General features: G+C 72.6%; 21 protein-coding genes and 1 tRNA gene. 8 read left to right on the top strand and 14 right to left on the bottom strand.

Annotated elements, in window-relative coordinates:
- Positions 1-87 precede the first annotated feature (87 nt).
- Positions 88-660: a TetR/AcrR family transcriptional regulator gene (locus FHX75_RS14420; RefSeq protein WP_154941971.1), complete on the top strand. Its 573-nt coding sequence runs from the start codon at positions 88-90 to the stop codon at positions 658-660.
- 23 nt (positions 661-683) lie between these two features.
- Here the strand turns inward: FHX75_RS14420 and FHX75_RS14415 are convergent, their stop codons facing one another.
- A complete protein-coding gene (locus FHX75_RS14415) occupies positions 684-1,892 on the bottom strand; it encodes an alanine racemase (RefSeq protein ID WP_154940254.1) in 1,209 nt (402 codons plus the stop codon).
- 288 nt (positions 1,893-2,180) lie between these two features.
- Here FHX75_RS14415 and tmk point away from each other — a divergent pair, with 288 nt between their 5' ends.
- The 6 genes from tmk to FHX75_RS14385 all read left to right on the top strand — a co-directional run bounded on the left by tmk (position 2,181) and on the right by FHX75_RS14385 (position 8,030).
- On the top strand, positions 2,181-4,280 hold the full coding sequence (tmk, locus tag FHX75_RS14410) for a dTMP kinase (protein WP_154940252.1): 2,100 nt from the start codon (positions 2,181-2,183) through the stop codon (positions 4,278-4,280).
- The gene (locus FHX75_RS14405; protein ID WP_154940250.1) at positions 4,280-5,521 is read left to right on the top strand and encodes a DNA polymerase III subunit delta'; all 1,242 of its coding nucleotides are present in this window, start codon (positions 4,280-4,282) and stop codon (positions 5,519-5,521) included. The genes tmk and FHX75_RS14405 overlap by 1 nt, the downstream gene beginning before the upstream one ends.
- Positions 5,522-5,630: 109 nt before the next feature.
- On the top strand, positions 5,631-5,957 hold the full coding sequence (locus FHX75_RS14400; RefSeq protein WP_154940248.1) for a YbaB/EbfC family nucleoid-associated protein: 327 nt from the start codon (positions 5,631-5,633) through the stop codon (positions 5,955-5,957).
- Position 5,958: 1 nt separating this feature from the next.
- Positions 5,959-6,264 (top strand): hypothetical protein, encoded by a 306-nt coding sequence (locus FHX75_RS14395; RefSeq protein ID WP_154940246.1) that lies wholly within the window; start codon positions 5,959-5,961, stop codon positions 6,262-6,264.
- Positions 6,264-6,929: a hypothetical protein gene (locus tag FHX75_RS14390; protein ID WP_154940244.1), complete on the top strand. Its 666-nt coding sequence runs from the start codon at positions 6,264-6,266 to the stop codon at positions 6,927-6,929. The genes FHX75_RS14395 and FHX75_RS14390 overlap by 1 nt, the downstream gene beginning before the upstream one ends.
- 261 nt (positions 6,930-7,190) lie before the next feature.
- Positions 7,191-8,030, top strand: coding sequence for a PSP1 domain-containing protein (locus FHX75_RS14385; protein ID WP_154940242.1), 840 nt, complete (start codon positions 7,191-7,193; stop codon positions 8,028-8,030).
- Between the two features lie 66 nt (positions 8,031-8,096).
- Here the strand turns inward: FHX75_RS14385 and FHX75_RS14380 are convergent, their stop codons facing one another.
- Positions 8,097-9,875 carry a metallophosphoesterase family protein gene (locus FHX75_RS14380; RefSeq protein WP_154940240.1) on the bottom strand — a complete coding sequence of 593 codons (1,779 nt, stop codon included), beginning with the start codon at positions 9,873-9,875 and terminating at the stop codon, positions 8,097-8,099.
- A 132-nt stretch (positions 9,876-10,007) separates the two neighbouring features.
- On the opposite strand from FHX75_RS14380, the gene FHX75_RS14375 reads away from it, so the two are divergent.
- Positions 10,008-10,081: transfer RNA gene (locus FHX75_RS14375), tRNA-Thr, on the top strand.
- A 99-nt stretch (positions 10,082-10,180) separates the two neighbouring features.
- On the opposite strand, the gene FHX75_RS14370 is transcribed toward FHX75_RS14375, so the two are convergent.
- The 12 genes from FHX75_RS14370 to FHX75_RS14315 form a co-directional block, all read right to left on the bottom strand.
- The gene (locus FHX75_RS14370) at positions 10,181-11,323 is read right to left on the bottom strand and encodes a tyrosine-type recombinase/integrase (protein ID WP_154940238.1); all 1,143 of its coding nucleotides are present in this window, start codon (positions 11,321-11,323) and stop codon (positions 10,181-10,183) included.
- A complete protein-coding gene (locus tag FHX75_RS14365) occupies positions 11,320-11,499 on the bottom strand; it encodes a helix-turn-helix domain-containing protein (RefSeq protein WP_154940236.1) in 180 nt (59 codons plus the stop codon). The genes FHX75_RS14370 and FHX75_RS14365 overlap by 4 nt, the downstream gene beginning before the upstream one ends.
- A gap of 27 nt (positions 11,500-11,526) precedes the next feature.
- Entirely contained in the window at positions 11,527-13,302 is a 1,776-nt protein-coding gene (locus FHX75_RS14360) for a replication initiator (protein ID WP_154940234.1), read from the bottom strand.
- A complete protein-coding gene (locus FHX75_RS14355; RefSeq protein ID WP_154940232.1) occupies positions 13,302-13,568 on the bottom strand; it encodes a hypothetical protein in 267 nt (88 codons plus the stop codon). Before FHX75_RS14355 ends, FHX75_RS14360 begins: the two co-directional genes overlap by 1 nt.
- Positions 13,565-14,293: a hypothetical protein gene (locus FHX75_RS14350; protein WP_154940230.1), complete on the bottom strand. Its 729-nt coding sequence runs from the start codon at positions 14,291-14,293 to the stop codon at positions 13,565-13,567. Before FHX75_RS14350 ends, FHX75_RS14355 begins: the two co-directional genes overlap by 4 nt.
- Positions 14,280-14,564, bottom strand: a complete 285-nt coding sequence (locus FHX75_RS14345) for a hypothetical protein (RefSeq protein WP_154940228.1) — start codon at positions 14,562-14,564, stop codon at positions 14,280-14,282. Before FHX75_RS14345 ends, FHX75_RS14350 begins: the two co-directional genes overlap by 14 nt.
- Entirely contained in the window at positions 14,554-14,847 is a 294-nt protein-coding gene (locus FHX75_RS14340) for a hypothetical protein (RefSeq protein ID WP_154940226.1), read from the bottom strand. Before FHX75_RS14340 ends, FHX75_RS14345 begins: the two co-directional genes overlap by 11 nt.
- Positions 14,844-15,194 carry an RRQRL motif-containing zinc-binding protein gene (locus FHX75_RS14335; RefSeq protein ID WP_154940224.1) on the bottom strand — a complete coding sequence of 117 codons (351 nt, stop codon included), beginning with the start codon at positions 15,192-15,194 and terminating at the stop codon, positions 14,844-14,846. The genes FHX75_RS14340 and FHX75_RS14335 overlap by 4 nt, the downstream gene beginning before the upstream one ends.
- Positions 15,191-15,490, bottom strand: a complete 300-nt coding sequence (locus tag FHX75_RS14330; protein ID WP_154940222.1) for a hypothetical protein — start codon at positions 15,488-15,490, stop codon at positions 15,191-15,193. Before FHX75_RS14330 ends, FHX75_RS14335 begins: the two co-directional genes overlap by 4 nt.
- A complete protein-coding gene (locus FHX75_RS14325; protein ID WP_154940220.1) occupies positions 15,487-15,927 on the bottom strand; it encodes a DUF6197 family protein in 441 nt (146 codons plus the stop codon). The genes FHX75_RS14330 and FHX75_RS14325 overlap by 4 nt, the downstream gene beginning before the upstream one ends.
- 88 nt (positions 15,928-16,015) lie before the next feature.
- Positions 16,016-16,225, bottom strand: coding sequence for a hypothetical protein (locus FHX75_RS14320; RefSeq protein ID WP_154940218.1), 210 nt, complete (start codon positions 16,223-16,225; stop codon positions 16,016-16,018).
- Positions 16,222-17,091: an FtsK/SpoIIIE domain-containing protein gene (locus FHX75_RS14315; protein WP_154940216.1), complete on the bottom strand. Its 870-nt coding sequence runs from the start codon at positions 17,089-17,091 to the stop codon at positions 16,222-16,224. The genes FHX75_RS14320 and FHX75_RS14315 overlap by 4 nt, the downstream gene beginning before the upstream one ends.
- Between the last annotated feature and the right edge of the window lie 70 nt (positions 17,092-17,161).

The raw sequence follows: 17,161 nt of genomic DNA, 5'->3' as shown, positions 1-17,161 counted from the left end.
TGGCGCCGAGTGTCCACACCAGCCGCCACGACCGGGCCGCTGCGCCGCGTTCCGGTGCAGGGTCGAAGTGTCGCGCGGGTCCAGCGGATGTTGGACGCCTGTGCCGAACTCGTCGACGAAGTGGGGTACGAGGGACTGACCACCACGCTGCTCGCCGAACGTGCCGAGGTGGCGATCGGGTCGGTCTACCAGTTCTTTCCGGACAAGCGGGCGATCGTGCAGGCGCTGACCCTGCGCACGATGGAGTCCTACCTGCAGCGGCTCGACGAGCGGTTCGCCTCGGACGACCTGACCCACTGGTGGGACGGCGTCGACGCGGGGATCGACGAGTACATCACGATGCACCGGACGGTCCCGGGGTTCCGTACCCTGCACTTCGGCGACGTGGTCGACCTGCACCTGCTCGATGAGCAGCGGGACAACAACGGCGTGATCGCCGACCAGTTGGCCCGGGTGCTGACCGAGCGGTTCGGCATGACCGACGAACCGCGGCTGCGGTTCTGCCTGGAGATCGCCGTCGAGGCCGCGGACGCCCTGATCAAGCTGGCGTTCCGCCGCAAGCCCGAGGGCGACGAGCGGGTCCTCGCCGAGGCCAAGGCGCTGATCCGCGAGTACCTGCACCGCCACGTGGACGCCACCGACGCCGTCCAACCCGGCTGACGGCCCGGGCCGGGCGGCCCCGGTCAGAGGAAGGCGTGCCCCTCGCCGCGGTAGGTGGGCACGGTGGCGACCACCTCGTCACCGGAGACCAGGTGCAACTCGTTGACGTGCTCACAGAGCTCGCCCGCCTTGGCGTGCCGGAACCACACCCGGTCGCCGACCCGCAGCCCGGCCGCCGCGGCGCCGGCCAGCGGGGTCTGCACCTCACCGGCTCCCTCGGTGCCGACCAGCGTCAGCCCGGCCGGCAGCCAGGGCCGGGGCAGCCGGCTCCGCTCGGCCGGGCCGGAGGCGATCCAGCCGCCGCCGAGCACCGTCGCCAGCTGCGGCGTCGGCCGGCGGACCACGGCACAGGCGAAGAACGCCGCCGGGGTCGGCTGCCAGGCGCGGTAGGCGTCGAACAGCGTCGGCCCGTACAGGCCCGATCCCGCGGTGACCTCGGTGACCGCGGGATCGGCGCTGGTGGCGGCCACGCTGCCGGTGCCGCCGCCGTTGACGAACTCCAGGTCGGCGTGTTCGCGTACCGCCGCGACCGCCGCGCCCCGGCGGGCCAGCAGTTCCCGGTACGACCCGCGCTGCGCCAGCCGGATCGCGGCACCCATGACGGCCCGCCCCGGCGGCGCGTCGCCGAGGCCGGCGATCTGCGCCTCGTACGCCATCAGCCCGACCAGCCGGAAGCCCGGCCGGGCGGCGACGGCGGCGGCGAGCGCGCCGGCGGCCCGGGCGCTGTGCACCGGTGAGCGGCGCACCCCGACGTGCACCCGCCCGCCCAGCGGTCGCCAGGAGGCGTCCAGTTCGAGGCAGACCCGCAGCTCCGGCCGCCGGCCGGGGGCGCGGACCGCGTCGACCAGGTCGAGCTGTTCGGTGCCGTCGATCATCAGGGTGACCGCCGCGGCGAGCGCCGGGTCGGCGGCCAGCTCGGCGAGCGCCGCCCGCTCCGCTGTCGGATACGCGACCAGCGCGTCGTCGGTCACCCCGGAGCGGACCAGCCAGATCGCCTCGGACAGGGTGAACGCCATCACGCCGGCCCAGCCCGGCCGGCCCAGCACCCGGGTGGTCAGCTCCCGGGAGCGGATCGACTTGCTGGCGGCGCGGACCGGCTTGCCGCCCGCCCGGTCGGCCAGCGCGGCGGCGTTGGCGTCGAAGGCCGTGAGGTCGACCACGGCGTACGGCGGGTCGAGGTGGGCGGTCGCCGAGTCGAGGCGCTCGCGCAGGGTGTCGCTGTCGATGGCCACGGGTGCACGCTAACTGTCCGGGATAGTAATGCGAAATACCCTCATGTACCGCCGGGCTGCGGTCGCTGGTGCTGGCGGCCTAGGCTCGGCGAGCAGGAGAATGTCGCCGGTGGGGAGGCCCCCCACCGGGACTAGAGTGTTCCACCGGGACTGCCCAGCGTTGGGCCGGCACGTGGAGGTACGGCCATCGAAAGCCAGAAGAACGGCGAGTCGCCCGGCGTGTCGACGCCCGGGGCGCAGTCCGGAGCAGCCCAGGCCGACCGGTCCGGCGCCGCCGCGATCCGTTCGGTGCTGCGCATCCGGCCGTTCCGTCGGCTCTGGATCGTGCTCGGTGCGGCCTCCTTCGGCGACTGGCTGGGCCTGCTCGCCACCTCCGTCTTCGCCGCCGCCCAGGTCTCCGGCAGCACCGCCAAGGGTGCCGCCTTCGGCACGCTGATCGCGGTCCGGCTGCTGCCGGCGCTGATCCTCGGGCCGGTGGCCGGCGTGCTCGCCGACCGCTTCGACCGGCGCTGGACGATGGTCATCTGCGACCTGCTGCGCTTCGTGCTCTTCGCCTCGATCCCGCTGCTCGCCCTCACCGGGGCCAGCGGTGGCGTCGTGGTCACCTGGGCGGCGATCGCCACCTTCCTGATCGAGACCATCACCCTGCTCTGGATCCCGGCCAAGGAGGCCGCGGTTCCCAACCTGATCCCGCGCGCCCGGCTGGAGACCGCCAACCAGCTCACGCTGATCACCACATACGGGCTGACCCCGGTGGCCGCCGCGATCGCCCTGGCGGTGCTCGACCGCAGCGTCCGCGCGGCGACCGGCGGCGAGATGCCGGGCTGGGCCGAGCCCGCCCAGCTCGCCCTCTGGTTCAACTCCTTCTCCCGGCTGGCCACCGCGCTGGTGGTGGCCTTCGGCATCAAGGAGATCAGCCAGGCGCAGGCCGGCGAGCAGGAGCGCACCGAGCAGAGCATGATGCGCCAGTTCACCGAGGGCTGGAAGTTCATCAAGCAGACCCCGCTGGTACGCGGCCTGGTGCTGGGCATCTTCGGCGCGTTCGCCGGCGGCGGCATCGTGATCGGCACGGCCAAGTTCTTCGCCGCCTCGCTCGGCGCCGGCGACGCCGCCTTCTACATGCTCTTCGGGGCGATCTTCATCGGCCTGGCCCTCGGCATCGGGCTCGGCCCGATGATCGTCCGGGACATGTCCCGCCGCCGCTGGTTCGGCATGAGCATCGTGCTGGCCAGCGCGTCCGTGCTGGTGCTCGCCTTCGCCATCCACCTGTCGATGGCCATGCTCGGCGCGATCCTGGTCGGCGCCGGTGCCGGGATGGCCTTCCTCGCCGGCACCACGCTGCTCGGCGGCGAGGTCGCCGACGAGGTACGCGGCCGGGTCTTCGCCGTGGTGCAGATCGGCACCCGGCTGGTGCTGATCCTGGCCATCGCGCTGAGCAGCCTCCTGGTCGGCGTCGGCGGCTCCCGCAAGCTCACCATCGCCGACCTCGGCGTCTCCGTCTCCTCCACCCGGCTGCTGCTGCTCGCGGCCGGCGCCGCCGGCATCTTCGCCGGGATCAGTGCGTTCGGGCAGATGGATGACAAGAAGGGCGTGCCGGTCCTCGCCGACCTCTGGGGCTCGATCCGCGGTCGCCCGCTGATGCCCGCCGAGCCCTTCGTCTCCTCCGGCCTCTTCGTGGTCTTCGAGGGCGGCGAGGGCGCCGGCAAGTCCACCCAGCTCGACACGCTCGCCGAGCGGCTGCGCGGGCAGGGCCGGGACGTGGTGGTCACCCGCGAGCCGGGCGCCACCGGGGTGGGCGAGCGGATCCGGTCGCTGGTGCTCGACAACGCCGGCGCCGAGGCACCCTCGCCGCGCGCCGAGGCGCTGCTCTACGCCGCCGACCGGGCGCACCACGTCGCCACCGTGGTCCGCCCGGCGCTGGTCCGGGGCGCGGTGGTGATCAGCGACCGGTACGTCGACTCCTCCCTGGCCTACCAGGGCGCCGGCCGGACGCTGCCGGTCGAGGAGGTCTCCTGGCTCTCCTCGTGGGCCACCGGCGGGCTCAAGCCCGACCTGGTGGTGCTGCTCGACGTCGACCCGCGCACCGGCCTGTCCCGGGTGGCCTCCCGCAACCAGGGCACCGACCGGCTGGAGGCCGAGTCGCTCGCCTTCCACGAGCGGGTCCGGTACGCCTTCCTCGACCTCGCCGCCAACGACCCGAAGCGCTACCTGGTGCTGGACGCCGCCCGGCCGGCCGAGGAGATCGCCGCCCTGGTCGCCCGCCGGGTCGAGGAGTTCCTGGTGGACCCGGCCGCCATCGTGCACCCGCGCCCCGCCCACGGGCCGGACACCTCGGTGCAGCCCGAGTTATCCGACGCGGAGCTGGTGACGATGGAGCACCGGACCTGATGCCGGACGTCTTCGCCGACCTGGTCGGTCAGGACGAGGCGGTCGCCACCCTGCGCCACGCCGCGGCGGCGGCCGCCGCCGTGCTGCGCGCCGCCCACCCGGCCGCCGTCGGATCGGGACAGGCCGAGGTCGAGGGGCAGCCGGGGGTCGACCCGGGTGCGGGGATGACCCACGCCTGGATCTTCACCGGCCCGCCCGGCTCCGGCCGGTCGGTGGCCGCGCGCGCCTTCGCCGCCGCGTTGCAGTGCGCGTACGGCACCGGCTGCGGCGAGTGCCCCGGCTGCCACACCACGATGACCGGCACCCACGCCGACGTGCGCCTGGTGGTGCCAGAGGGGCTCTCCATCGGGGTCGGTGAGATGCGCGCGCTGGTGCTCCGGGCGGCCAGCACCCCGTCCGGCGGGCGCTGGCAGATCGTGATCATCGAGGACGCCGACCGGCTCACCGAGGCCGCCGGCAACGCCCTGCTCAAGGCGATCGAGGAGCCGCCGCCGCGGACCGTCTTCCTGCTCTGCGCCCCGTCCACCCACCCGGACGACGTGTCGGTGACCATCCGGTCGCGCTGCCGGGTCGTACCGCTGCGGCAGCCGCCGGCCGCCGCGGTGGCCGAGGTGCTGGTGCGCCGGGACGGCATCGCGCCCGACGTGGCGCAGTGGGCGGCGGCGGCCGCGCAGGGGCACGTCGGGCGGGCCCGGCGGCTGGCCCGCGACCCCGAGGCGCGGCAGCGCCGGGACGCGGTGCTGGCGGTGCCCCGCCGGCTGACCGGCGTCGGCGCCGCGCTCGACGCGGCGTCGGCCCTGATCGAGGCGGCCGAGGCGGAGGCCGAGGCTTCCGTGGCCGAGGCTGACGCGGGCGAGCGGGCGGCGTTGCAGACCGCGCTCGGCGCGGGCGGCACCGGGCGGGGCGCGGCCGGCGCGATGCGCGGCGCCGCCGGGCAGCTCAAGGACCTTGAGAAGCGGCAGAAGTCCCGGGCCACCCGCGCCCAGCGGGACGCGCTGGACCGGGCCCTGGTCGACCTGGCCGGCTTCTACCGGGACGCGCTCACGATGGCGCTGCGCGCCCCGGTGGCCCCGGTGCACACCGACACCGCCGCGATGGCCGAGGCCGGCGCGCAGAAGTGGGACGCCGAGGGCGCGCTGCGGCGGTTGGAGGCCGTGCTGGAGTGCCGGGCGGCGATCGAGGCGAACGTCAAGCCCCGGATCGCGGTCGAGGCGATGATGCTCACCCTCTGGAGGGGATAGTTTCCGCTGTCCACAGGCATCGACAGGTGTCGCGGGCGTGCGGTACGGTCCGGTGTGCCGTGGTGACGGTGAGGGCACGCAGGGTGATGGTCGGCCGGGGGGAGAACCGATGCCGCGCGAGATCGATGAGGCGTGGATCGAGGAGGCGGTGCGGCGTTACCGCCGGATCGAGTCCCTCCAGGCCGAGTTCGACCAGGCGGTCGACACCGTCGAGGTCACCGTCCGGTCGCCGGACGGGCTGGTCGAGGTGGTGGTGACCGCCGGCGGCCGGATCACCGACGTCCGCTTCCTGGGCCCGCTGCACTCCCGCCACCCGCGCGACGTCGCCGGCTCGGTGCAGGCCGCCGTCACCGCCGCGGCGGACGCCGCGCAGTGGGCCCGGGAGAAGCTGCACAACGAGACCTTCGCGGCGTACCGGCCGCTGGCGGGAGCCTGAGATGGACGCGCTGCGCGCCCTCGCCGCCCGCCTCGAGGAGGCGAGCGACACGCTGGCCGTGCTCGCCCGCACGGTGACCGCCACCGACCCGGCCCACCCGGCGTTCGGCGCGGACGCCCCGGGCCGCCCCGGCGAGGTCGGCCGGGCGCTGCACCGGCAGTGGACCGCCGCCACCGGCGACCGGGCCCGCGAGGCGGGGGCGGCCGCCGCCCGGCTCGCCGCCGCGGCCGCCGCCGTCCGCAGCGCCGCCGACCGCTACGCCGGCACCGACGACACCGCCGGCCGGCGGCTGTCCGGGGAGCGCTGATGGACGCCCTGGACCGGCTCGCCGAGCCCGGCCTGGAGCTGCTGCGCCGGGTCGACCACCTGCTCGCCGCCGGCGCTCCCGAGGGCCACCGGCTCTGGCCGCTGCTGCGCCGGATGCAGGTGCTGCCCGGCGACGCGCTGCGCGCCTTCCTCGACCTGCACCCGGCGCCGCTGACGACCGCCGGGCACGCCGTGCGCCGGCTCGTCCGGGGGTACGACGACGCGTGCGCCGCCCTCACCGACCCGGGCCTGTGGTCCGGCCCGGCCGCCGCCGCGTACGACGAGGCCCGCGCGGCGCTGCTGCGCCACCTCGACGAGGGGCCGGAGAGCCTGGTCGGGCGGATCGAGTCGACCGCCGGGTACGCCGACGCGCTCGCCCACTGGGTGGAGGGCAGCCGGCTGGCGGTGGCCCGGGTCCTCGCCGAGGTGCTCGGCTCCACCGAGGCGGTACGCGTCCTCGCCGCGACCGCGCCGGGCGGCGACTCCGCCAGCGGCACCGGCGCGGCGGCGGAGATCGCCACCAGGGTGCTCGCGGTGCTCGGGGTGGCGTACGACGGGGCGGAGACGCTGCTGCGCCAGTGGTCGCCGAGCCTGGCCGAGTCCACCTGGCGGGCGTCGACCGGCGGCCCGGTCCGCTACGACAGCACCACCCGGGTGGGTCGCTGACCGGGGTGGTCCACGGCGCCGCGCGCGGCACCCGGCCTGGACCGGGGCCCGGCGGCGGCGCCGTGGCCATTCCCTGCACCCCCCGCAGGTCTGCCTCCACTCAACGCCTCCACCCGGGCGTTTGTCCCGCCCCGAGGCCCGATTCAGCCGTCCGGGCGAGGCGCAAGGGAACGAGTCGACGATCGTGGATGACTGCACGGGGTAACCGCGCGGCGACGGGTGGCCGGGCCGGCGCCGGTCGTCCGTCGTAGGGTGGACCGCATGGGCATGCTCTGCGCGGTCAGCTTCAACCGGTACGGGCGCCTCTACTACCTCGACCCGGGTGAGCTGCGGCCGCAGGTCGGCGACCGGGTGCTGGTCCCGACCGACGACGGGCCCGAGGTGGCCGAGTGCGTCTGGGCGGCGCAGTGGGTGTCCGAGGAGACCGACGGCTTCCCGAAGCTGGCCGGGCTGGCCCAGGAGGAGGACCTGCGCCGCGACGAGCTGCTGCGCCGGCGCAAGGCCGAGGCGAAGGTGGCCGCCAAGCGGCTGATCCGGGAGCACGGGCTGCCGATGAAGGTCGTCGCCGTGGACCACGTCCTGGGCGAGGGCGACGCCGGCGGCGACCGGACCACCGTCTACTTCACCGCCCCGCACCGGGTGGACTTCCGCTCCCTGGTCCGCGACCTGGGCGCGACCCTGCGCTGCCGGGTCGAGCTGCGCCAGCTCTCCGCCCGGGACTCGGCGCGGGTGCAGGGCGGCATCGGCTCCTGCGGTCGTGACCTGTGCTGCGCCACCTTCCTCAACGACTTCGAGCCGGTGACCATCCGGATGGCGAAGGACCAGGACCTACCGCTGAACCCGCTGCGGATCTCCGGCGCCTGCGGCCGGCTGATGTGCTGCCTGAAGTACGAGCACCCGCTCTACCAGCGGTTCCAGGAGTCCGCCCCGCCGGTCGGCAGCCGGGTCTCCACGCCCGAGGGCGACGGCAAGGTGGTGGGCCACAGCGTCCCCCGGGACGCGGTCACGGTACGGCTGGACGCCGACGGCTCCCGCTGCTCCTGCTCCCGCGCCTCGGTCTGCGCCCCCCGCCAGGCCCACGACCAGCACTACTCCACCTGACCCACCCGCCCTGCGCCCGGCCCCCTGTCTCCGTTGATCATGAAGTTGACGGCGAAGTCGATCTCGTCAACTACGGCCAACTTCATGATCAACGCGGATTGCGGGCCCGTCGAGGGTGACCGGGGGTTCGGCGAGGCGGGGGGTGAGGGTGGTCTTCGGGGCGAGCCAGGAGGCGGTGGGGGACTGGTCGGGGTTCAACTGCCAGTCCCGGGACACCCGGTCGACCGCGATCGGGTAGATGGTCAGTGAGCCGTCCGGGTCGATCCGCATCCGCAGGAACGACTTCGAGTCCTCGATGCCCTGGCCGGCGAAGAGCTCGTTGACGTTCACCCCGAACGCCCCCGCCACCAGCAGGTACGCCGCCACCACCTGGCTGGACACCAGCCCGATCACCGGGCCGTAGACGACCGCCGCGGCGACCGCCGGCAGCGGCCAGGGCCAGTCGTAGAAGGGCAGCGCCAGCCAGGCCCAGGTGCCGGCGGCGGCGAGCGCCACCTGGGCCAGCCCGTGGGTGACCCCGAGGATCCAGTGCCGGACGTGCCGTTTCCCGCCGGCGCTCGGTGGCTTGGCGAAGAAGGCCGCCCCGAGCAGCGTCACCCCCAGCATGATCACCAACGGGACGCTGAACAGCCGCTGCTCGGTGCTGCCCGTCCGGTTCGCCGTCACCCCGGCCATGGCCAGCATGAGCAGCGTGTGGAGGGCCCCGAGCAGGGTGGTGAAGCCCGGGTTGCGGAACGGCAGCCGGGGGAAGATCCCCCAGCCGTACCGCCGGGAACGGGCCGCGTCCGGGTAGCGGCCGACCAGGTCGTACGGGCGGGTGGCGCTGGCCCGGCGGGACAGGGTGTCCTTCGGCGGCACCTCGATCCGCTCCGGCAGCTTGTGCGTCGGGTACAGGTACGCCCCGCCACCCCCGCAGGTGATCAGCTGCCGCTCCGGGCCGGCGTACCGGGCGTAGTGGTGCAGGTCGCCGGAGATGAGCAGCCGCACGTGCGCGCCGGTCGGGGCGAGGATCGTCCGGATGAAGTAGTCGATCGAGTCGTACGCGGTGGGGTGGTCGACGGACTTGACCCACGTCGGCGCCGGCACCGCCAGGATGATCATGCTCTGCGGGCCCAGCCGGCGGGCCACCTCGTCGAAGTAGGCCAGCTGCGGATCGTCCAGGTACGACCCGGACTGGTCGTCGAGGCCGAGCAGCCACCAGTCGGCCGGCAGCTCCACCGCGAAGTACGAGCGGGACTGCCCGGTGCCCCAGCCGCCGAAGTGCCGGTCCCGGGACCGGACGAACAGGCGCAGGAAGGCGGTCAGGCCGTCGTACCAGTCGTGGTTGCCGGGTACGGCGAAGAGCGTCGGCCGCTCGGGCGGCGCCACCGGCAGCGCGGCCTGGTACGGCCCCTTGCACCGGTCCTCGTACGCCTCGTACGCGGCCGACGGGTAGACCTGGTCGCCCCCCATCACCAGGGTCTGTGCGCGGGGCAGCCGGTGCCCGTCCACCTCCAGCTCCCGCTGCGCGAGCAGGTACGCCACCGAGTAGGTGGCGTTGAAGCCGTCGCCCAGGTCGGCCACGTAGTCCAGCCAGAGCCCGCCGTCCGGCCCGACCTGCCGCGCGATCTTCGAATCCAGCGCGTTCTGCAGCTCCCGCTTGTCCAGGTACGCCCCGAACAGCATCGCCAGCAGCGTCCGGATGCCGGTGCTGATCAGCAGGAACGGCGCGAGCCAGGGCACCGGCTTACGCGGGGTGAAGCCCAGCTCCACCGGGTCGAGGCTGAGCGGCCGGCGGGCCGCCCGCTCGCCGGGGGCGTGCTCGGCGGGAACATCGGACCCGGACGTGGGGTGATCGTCGGTCACCCGCCGGAGCGTAGCGCCGACGTGCCGCTACCGCTGTCCGGCGAACGACTGATCGCGTCCGATGTCCGGGTTCCCGGGTGGGGGAACCCCCTCGGCCGGTGGGTGGGCCGTGCCGTACACTTGACGATCGTTGCCGCCTTAGCTCAGTCGGCTAGAGCGACGCACTCGTAATGCGTAGGTCGACGGTTCGATTCCGTCAGGCGGCTCGGTAGGAAGGCCCAGGTCACCGGCATGATTTGCCGATCACGACCTGGGCCTTTTCCATGCTGTCGAAGAGACGAGCAGCCAAACGAACAGCCAAGGTGTCACTCACTCGACCACAGCGCCCCCTCCATTCGCGTCGCGGCTTCCCGCGCGATCTCTGGGGCGACATGCGCGTAGATGTTGAGCGTCACGCTGATCTGCGAGTGGCCGAGGATTTCCATGACCACGCGGGCGGGCACGCCCTGGGCGAGGAGAACGCTCGCCGCCGTGTGGCGTAGGTCGTGCAGCCGGATCTGACGGAGGCCGGCTTGCCGGATGATCTCTCGGAACGAGCGGTAGTCGTTGCGCGGGTGGATCGGGGTGCCGACGCTGGTCGCGAAGACCAAGCCCACGTCGGCCCAGCTGTTCGCGTTGAGCCGTTCCGCCGTCTGGCGTTCGTGATGACGGCGCAGGGCCGCCATTACCGTGGGTGGCAGCGGCAGAGTTCGACGGGATCGGGCAGTCTTCGTCTCGACGAAGGCCAGGCTGCCCGTCTCGGGATCACGTTGCAGCTGCCCCCGCACACGAAGCGTGCCGGCGTTCAGGTCGACGTCATCCCACCGCAAGCCCAGAACCTCACCTTGACGAAGCCCGAGCGCGATTCCGATGAGCCACCGGGCCTCCAGCCGCAAGCCGTCGACGGCCTTGAGGAACCGCCGCGCCTCAGCGAGTGAGTAGGGCCGCACTTCAACGTGCGGCAACGAGGGCGGCTCCACTAGAGCGGCTGGGTTGACGTGGATCAGTTGCCACCGCACTGCCACGTTGAGCGCCCGGCGGAGGTTGGCATGCAGGCGCCGGACGCTGCCGATCGACAGAACGGTTAGCCGGTCCCTGTAGAAGGCCGTCAGGTGTGCCGGCGTCAGCTTGTCGAGCCGGTGCCGGCCCAGCAGAGGCGCGATGTGGTGCTCGACCTCCTCCCGGTTCCGATGCAGCGTTGAAGGTCGGAGCTTGCCCGAGGCGACCTCGGACATATACGTCTCCATCCACTGAGCCAGGCTCGGCACCCGCTGAGGGGAAAGCCGACCAGTCTCGGCAAGCACAGTCAGCTCTTTGAGCGCCTTGATCACCTCGGCACGAGTCCGCCGTGTGACGTACTTGCGGCGACGCTTCCCGTTGCTCCATCCAAGGTCGATCGCTGCTCGGAAGCGGCCGTCGGGTAGTTGGTAGATCGATCCTTCACCATGGCCGCGCCGCTTGCCGCTCATGCCGCCTCCTGCTGGCACGCATTGACAAACGCCCGTAGGGCGGTGGCGGGGATACGGCGAGAGCGGCCGATCCGGATCGACGTGATCTGTCCGCTCGCCATGAGCTCGTAGACCTTGGTGCGCCCGACACCGAGTAGCGTCGCTGCCTCCGCCGGGGTGTAGCAGAGCTTGTCCATCCTGATCCTTTCTCATAGGGGTTGGGGTTACGCGGCGGCTACGCCACCGCGGCTGAGTTCGTGGGCGAGTTCTTCTCGGCCGGTGGTTCGTCGTTCGCGGGCGAGGGCGGCGGCGGTGTTGGCGAGGAGTGCGTCTCCGGTGGTGTGCCAGCCGACGCCGGCGAAGGTGAGGGTGCCGACGACCAACGTGGTGTCGTCGTCGAGGTGGTCGACGGCCCGCAGAGCGGCGGTGTGCTCGTCGGCCTGGTCCTGGTGCTCGTTCCGTCGGAAGGCGACGCGGCTGTCGCGCAGGAGTTGGAAGGTGACCGAGTAGCGGCGGGCTTTGGTGAGGAAGTGGCCGCCGAAGCCGAGCATGTGTGCCCAGCGGCGTAGCCGGGCGTACGGGTTGCCGGTTGGTCTGCTGGCCGGTTGGGTGTCAAGGGCGGCTTGACGCGCGGCGATGCAGACGGGGCAGGCGGGGTAGCGGGTGTGGGTGCCGCAGTCGGGGCACTGCCAGCGGTCGACGAAGCCGGGCCGGGGCCGATGGTCCCGAGGCCGTTGGGACAGCGGGACTGGTGTGCCGGTGGGTCGGCCGATGCGCCAGCAGGCGTCGATGAGGCGGGCGGTGTGGTCGCCGTCGGGGTCGGCGTAGTCGCCGATGGTGTCGGCGTCGAGCCTGACGGAGCGGTGCCCGGTTACCTCGGTGCTTTTGGTGGCGTACTTGGCAAGGTATCCGGCGACCATGCTGTCGGTGACCTCCCCGCCACCGTTCAGCGAGATGGGGCGGATGTCGACCTGCTCGCCCCACGCGATCGGCCAGCCCTCGGGCCGGTCGGGGTGGGACGGGGTGGTGAAGGCGACCTGCTCTACGGCGTGCCGGAGGGCGTCTTCCAGGTCGGCGACGGTGAACCCGGCTGGCGGGGGGACGACAGCGGTCGGGTCGGTCGGGTCGATGCCGTCGAGGCGCACCAGGGCGTGGAAGTGGACCGCTCCCCGAGCCTGGAACTCGGCCACCTTGCCGTGTGACAGGCGGACGGGCGGAACCTTGCGGGTGTTGCCGGAGGCGGTGACGACCTGGACGCGGGGGATGCCCCGGCGGCGGGCGAGCTTGGCGAGGTGGCGTTCCGCGGCTTGCTTGGTGCGGTGCCACAGTTCGCCGGAGTAGAGGTTCCAGACGACCTGGTGGTCGTGGTCGTAGCAGTCCAGGCACAACGGCTGCCCGAGGGCGGCGTCTCCGGTTTCGTGGCGGGCCCAGCAGACGGCGGCCCGGCCGTGCTGGCAGAGGCCGGTGGCGCGGCGGGCGTGGCAGGGCTCCGCGCGGCAATCGCAGCGGCGGCGGCTGGCGCAGGTGTGCTTGCGAACGACCCGGGCGTGCACGGTGCCGAACGAGGGGGCGGTAAAGGTGGGGAACACCGCCGGGTGATGAGCGACGGTGTCGGGGACGCCTTTGCCGCCGATGAGGCCGGCGCGCAGCAGTTGGTAGGCGTCGCGTTGGTAGGTGCGGGCGCAGGAGGGGCAGACGGTGGCGCGGCGGTTGCCGCAGGCGGTGTAGATCGCGGCGTCGGGCATGGCGTCGGTGTGCCGCTGATCCAGCACCCGGCCCGTCGAGGAGTCGACGGTGAGGAGCTGCCCGGCGAGGCGGATCGGACGGGTGCAGCCGGCGGCGGCCCGGACGTGCTCCAGCCACCCGAAGTAGTCGGGGCGGGTGGCGCGTTCGAAGGCGGAGCCTGCGGCGGTGTAGGTGATGACGGGCGGGACATCGGCGTTCGAGCCCACACCCCGGGCCAAAGCGGTCCGGGGTGTGAGGTCCAGCGTCGAGGCCATCAGCCGGCAACCTCGGTGAGGTGGTGGGTGGTGATGGTGCGTTCGGTGACGATGACCCGGCAGGCGCCGCACTGGCGCTTGGCCGGCTCGTGCCGGTGGCAGGGAACTAGGGTGGTCTGTCCGCCGCAGCGGACGGTGACCGGTGCCCGGCAGGGACCGCCGGGGATGACGTCGACGAGGGTCCGGCGGATGTCGAACGGGTGTGGCTCCGGGTAGGCGGGGCAGGTGTGGGTGACCTGCTCGATGTCGACGAGGTAGATGGTCATCGGGCACCACCGGCGATGGTGGCGAGGAGTTGCCCGGCGAGGGCCGGGGCGATGCTGAGCCGGTCGGAGAGCTCATCAGCGGTGATGGGTTGGCCGGTGGTCTGTTCGTGCTGCACGGCTGCGAAGCGGGCGGTGGGCAGCAGGTGGGCAGGGACGTCTACCGGCTCGGGGGCCGGCGCGGTGAGAGGTTCCGGCTCGACGGCTGGGGTCGGCTCGGGGGCCGGGGTGATAGCGGCCGGTGGTGCCGGCTCGGTGGTGACCTGCTCGGCCACCTGAACATGGATCGGCTCGGCCGGCTCGGCAGTGGCCGGGGTGGTGTGTTCCGGCGTGGGTGCCGGGGCGAGGACGAGCTTGACCAGGGCCATGAACGCCAAGGCGGGGACGGCGGACAGCAGCCACCCGGACGGGCCGGGTTTGGCGACGGCGAGTTGCGCGGCCAGGGACAGGCCGGCGGCGGCGAGAAGCAGGAACAGCGGGTAGCCGATGGGAGCGCCGGCCCGGCGGCGACGGCGAATGGTCAGCAGGGACGCGATGGGGACGAGTTCGGAGATGACGGCGTTGGCCCAACCGAACCACTGGCCGGTGCCAGCCGGGGAGTTGGCGAGGGTCCAGTCCTTGACGTGGGTGAAGGAGGCGGCTCCGGCGAAGCCAGCGACGGTGAGCAGGATGAGGACCAGGACGACGCCTTCCAGGCGGGTGCCGCTGGTGGGTTTAGTGCTGGTCATGGCTGGTCACCTCCGTTCGGCGGTGTGGGGTGGGGTAGAGGTCGATGACGCCCAGGCAGTGGGCGCAGAGCACGGGGATCAGGCCGACGGCGGCCATCCGGTTGCGGAAGCAGGTCAGGCAGGTGAAGTCGGACGGGAAGAGCCCGTCGCCGTCGCAGCCGCCGCAGATGTCCAGGCATTCGGGGCAGGGCCGGTAGACCGGGCCGAGCACGTCGTGGATGCCGGCGGGCATGTTGGCCTCGATGCAGAACCGGCAGTCGTCATCGGTCATCGCTGCTCACCTTCCGGGCGGTGACGATGCGTTCTTCGGCGATGAGGCCGGCAAGGCCGACGCGGATGCCGTTGCAGGTGGCGCAGTGCTCGCCGTCGGCGGCGGTGCAGTCGGCGAGGTGGGCTTCGTGGATGATGCGGATGGATTCGGCGTAGTAGCCGGACAGGAACCGTTCGAAGGACAGCTCGCCGCGACCCGCGAAGTCCTGTGCGATGGCGGTCACGACGTAGCCGTCCGGGGTCATCCGCTCCTGAGCGGCGAGGTTGATGATGGCGGTGGTCATCGGGGGCCTCCGTGGCAGTCGAGGCAGCAGCCGTAGCGGCGGGGGATGTAGTAGGGCTGCACCAGGCCGCAGACACCGCAGGTGCGACGGGCGCGAAGCGCCTTGGCGATGGCGTCGCGCTGGGCGGGGGTTGCGACCCGTTTGGGTGCGGCGAGGGAAACCCGGTAGAGGTAGGCGACGCGCTTGCCGCGCCTCCACAGCAGTTGCGCGACCGGTTCCTGTCCAGCAGGGCGCAGTCCGGCGGCGCGCAGTTGCCGGCGGGTGGCCAGGCCCTCGGGTGCCATCCGGTAGGGAAAGGTGGGCATCCCGTATCGGGTGCCGGCCGGGTCGTAGAAGGTGGCGGTCATGGTCGGTCTCCCCAGCGCTGCTGGGCGGCCTGGCGGGTGATGCCGAGGCGGGAGCCAATCTCGGCCCAGGAGTAGCCAAAGGCCCGCAGGCCGATCACGGCCTCACCGATGGCGTTATCGAGGTTGGTGGAGAGCGCGACGAGGTCGCGGAGGGCTTCAACGTCGCCGGCGGCGACGCGGCGGCCGTGAGCGCGGATGATGCGCCGAGCGAAGGCCGCGAACTCGTCGTTCTCGACGACGTGCCGGTGCTTGAGTTGCTGCCCGAACGGCGTCAAGGGCTTCTTGACGGTGCTCATGCCGGCACCGCCTGCCGGTCGTGGGCGGTGTCCCACTCGGTAGCGGCGGCGGTGAGGGTGTTGATGACCTGCTCGGCGGTGCGGTCGGGTTGGTCGTTCCAGTCGCCGATTTCGGGGTGGGGGAAGTCGTCGTCGCCGGTGGGCGGGTAGAGCAGGTCGAGGTGGGCCAGGAGGGCGTCTTCGGCGTTCTTGTAGTCGACCCACTCGGGCAGGAGGAACGAGTCCTCCGGGAGGCGCCGGCCGAACGCGGCGATGGCGATGGCGCCCATGGCGCAGGCCGGCGGGGTGGGGTTGGGCTGCACCGACATGCCGTCAGTGGTGTCGTCGGCGTAGTAGGTGCCCTGGGTCCAGCCGTGCCGGCTGATGTAGAGGGCAGCACCGCGCAGGATGACCGCCGGGGTGACCTCGACGGTGGACGGATTCTGGGTAGCCTTCATGGAAGCCACGTCCTTTCGGTAAGGGCTTGGTCGGTGGTCGGCAGGACCAGCTCTGCTGCCAGGCGGGTTACTGGTCCTGTCGGCCGTTTCAGGTGGTGCGCAGCCGCAGGTAGCGGCGGTGGCGGGTGTCGTCGCCGCCCATCGGGGTCGGCGGGGATGCGAAGACGAGTCGGCCGCTGGCGGAGGCGACCTGGACCATGGCCGCGATCTCGTGCGGTTGGGCGACGATCCACATCTCGATGAACTGCGCGGCTCGTTGGTTGTTGGCGCGGGCGTAGGTGCGCTCGCGGGTGGTCATGCCGCCATCCCCCAATCGGAGCCGGAGCCGGCCGGGACGGATAACCGGGTGGGGCGGCGGATCCAGGCGGCGTAGTCGGCGATGCCGGCGATCTGGCTGTCGGACAGGTAGGCGACCTTGATGCGGCGGGGGGTGCCGCCTTCGGCGATGAGGTAGGCCGCGCCCTGGTTGGTGGGCTGGATGTCGGTGGCGGAGTAGCCCTGCTCCGCCCAGCCGTGGCCGAGGACGATGTTGGAGCTGTTGGGTGTGGTGCAGCGGAACGCGGCGCGGTAGCCGAACAGGTCCCGCAGGCTGGTGGGGATGATGTCGAACGACGGCCGCTGCGTGGCGGCGACCACTGGGATGCCGGCGGCGCGGCCCCGGGCGACCAGGTCGCGCAGGAGGGCGACGAACTCTTCCTGCTCCTGCTTGGAGCCGACGGTGGCGGAGTAGAAGGCGATCTCATCGACCAGCACCGTGATGACCGACAGGCCGTCGGCGGCGGTGAGCTTGCGGCGCCCATGGGCGCGCAGCCAGGCGTAGCGGTTGTTCATCACGACCTGGAGCCGTCGCAGGACGGTCAGGGCTTCGGTGATGTCGGGGCCGATGAACGCGTCGGCGCAGTCTTCCCACTGCCCGAGCTCGACCAACTTTCCGTCAAGGAGGACGAGACGGCTGTCGACGCTGAGGGCGGCGTGGGCGGCGATGGCGTTGAGGAGGCCGGATTTGCCTCCGCCGGGTTCACCGCCAGCGAGGAGGTTGCGGTAGGCGAGGGTGATGTAGACGGGCTGACCGAACTCGTCGATGCCGACGAAGATGGGGTCGAACATCGACAGGCCAGGCCCCACCGGAACCCCCGAGCTTGGGGCGGGTGCCGTGGTGGTCATGGGTGCCCTCCTTGGGCGGCAGGTGGGCGCGAAGAGCCACACGAACGAGCCCGCACGACTCTTCGCGTCC

The organism is Micromonospora palomenae (genome assembly GCF_007829925.1).
Taxonomy (GTDB): Bacteria; Actinomycetota; Actinomycetes; order Mycobacteriales; family Micromonosporaceae; genus Micromonospora; species Micromonospora purpureochromogenes.
Note: the sequence above shows the minus strand (reverse complement) of the source record. Positions and strands in the feature narration are given on the sequence as shown.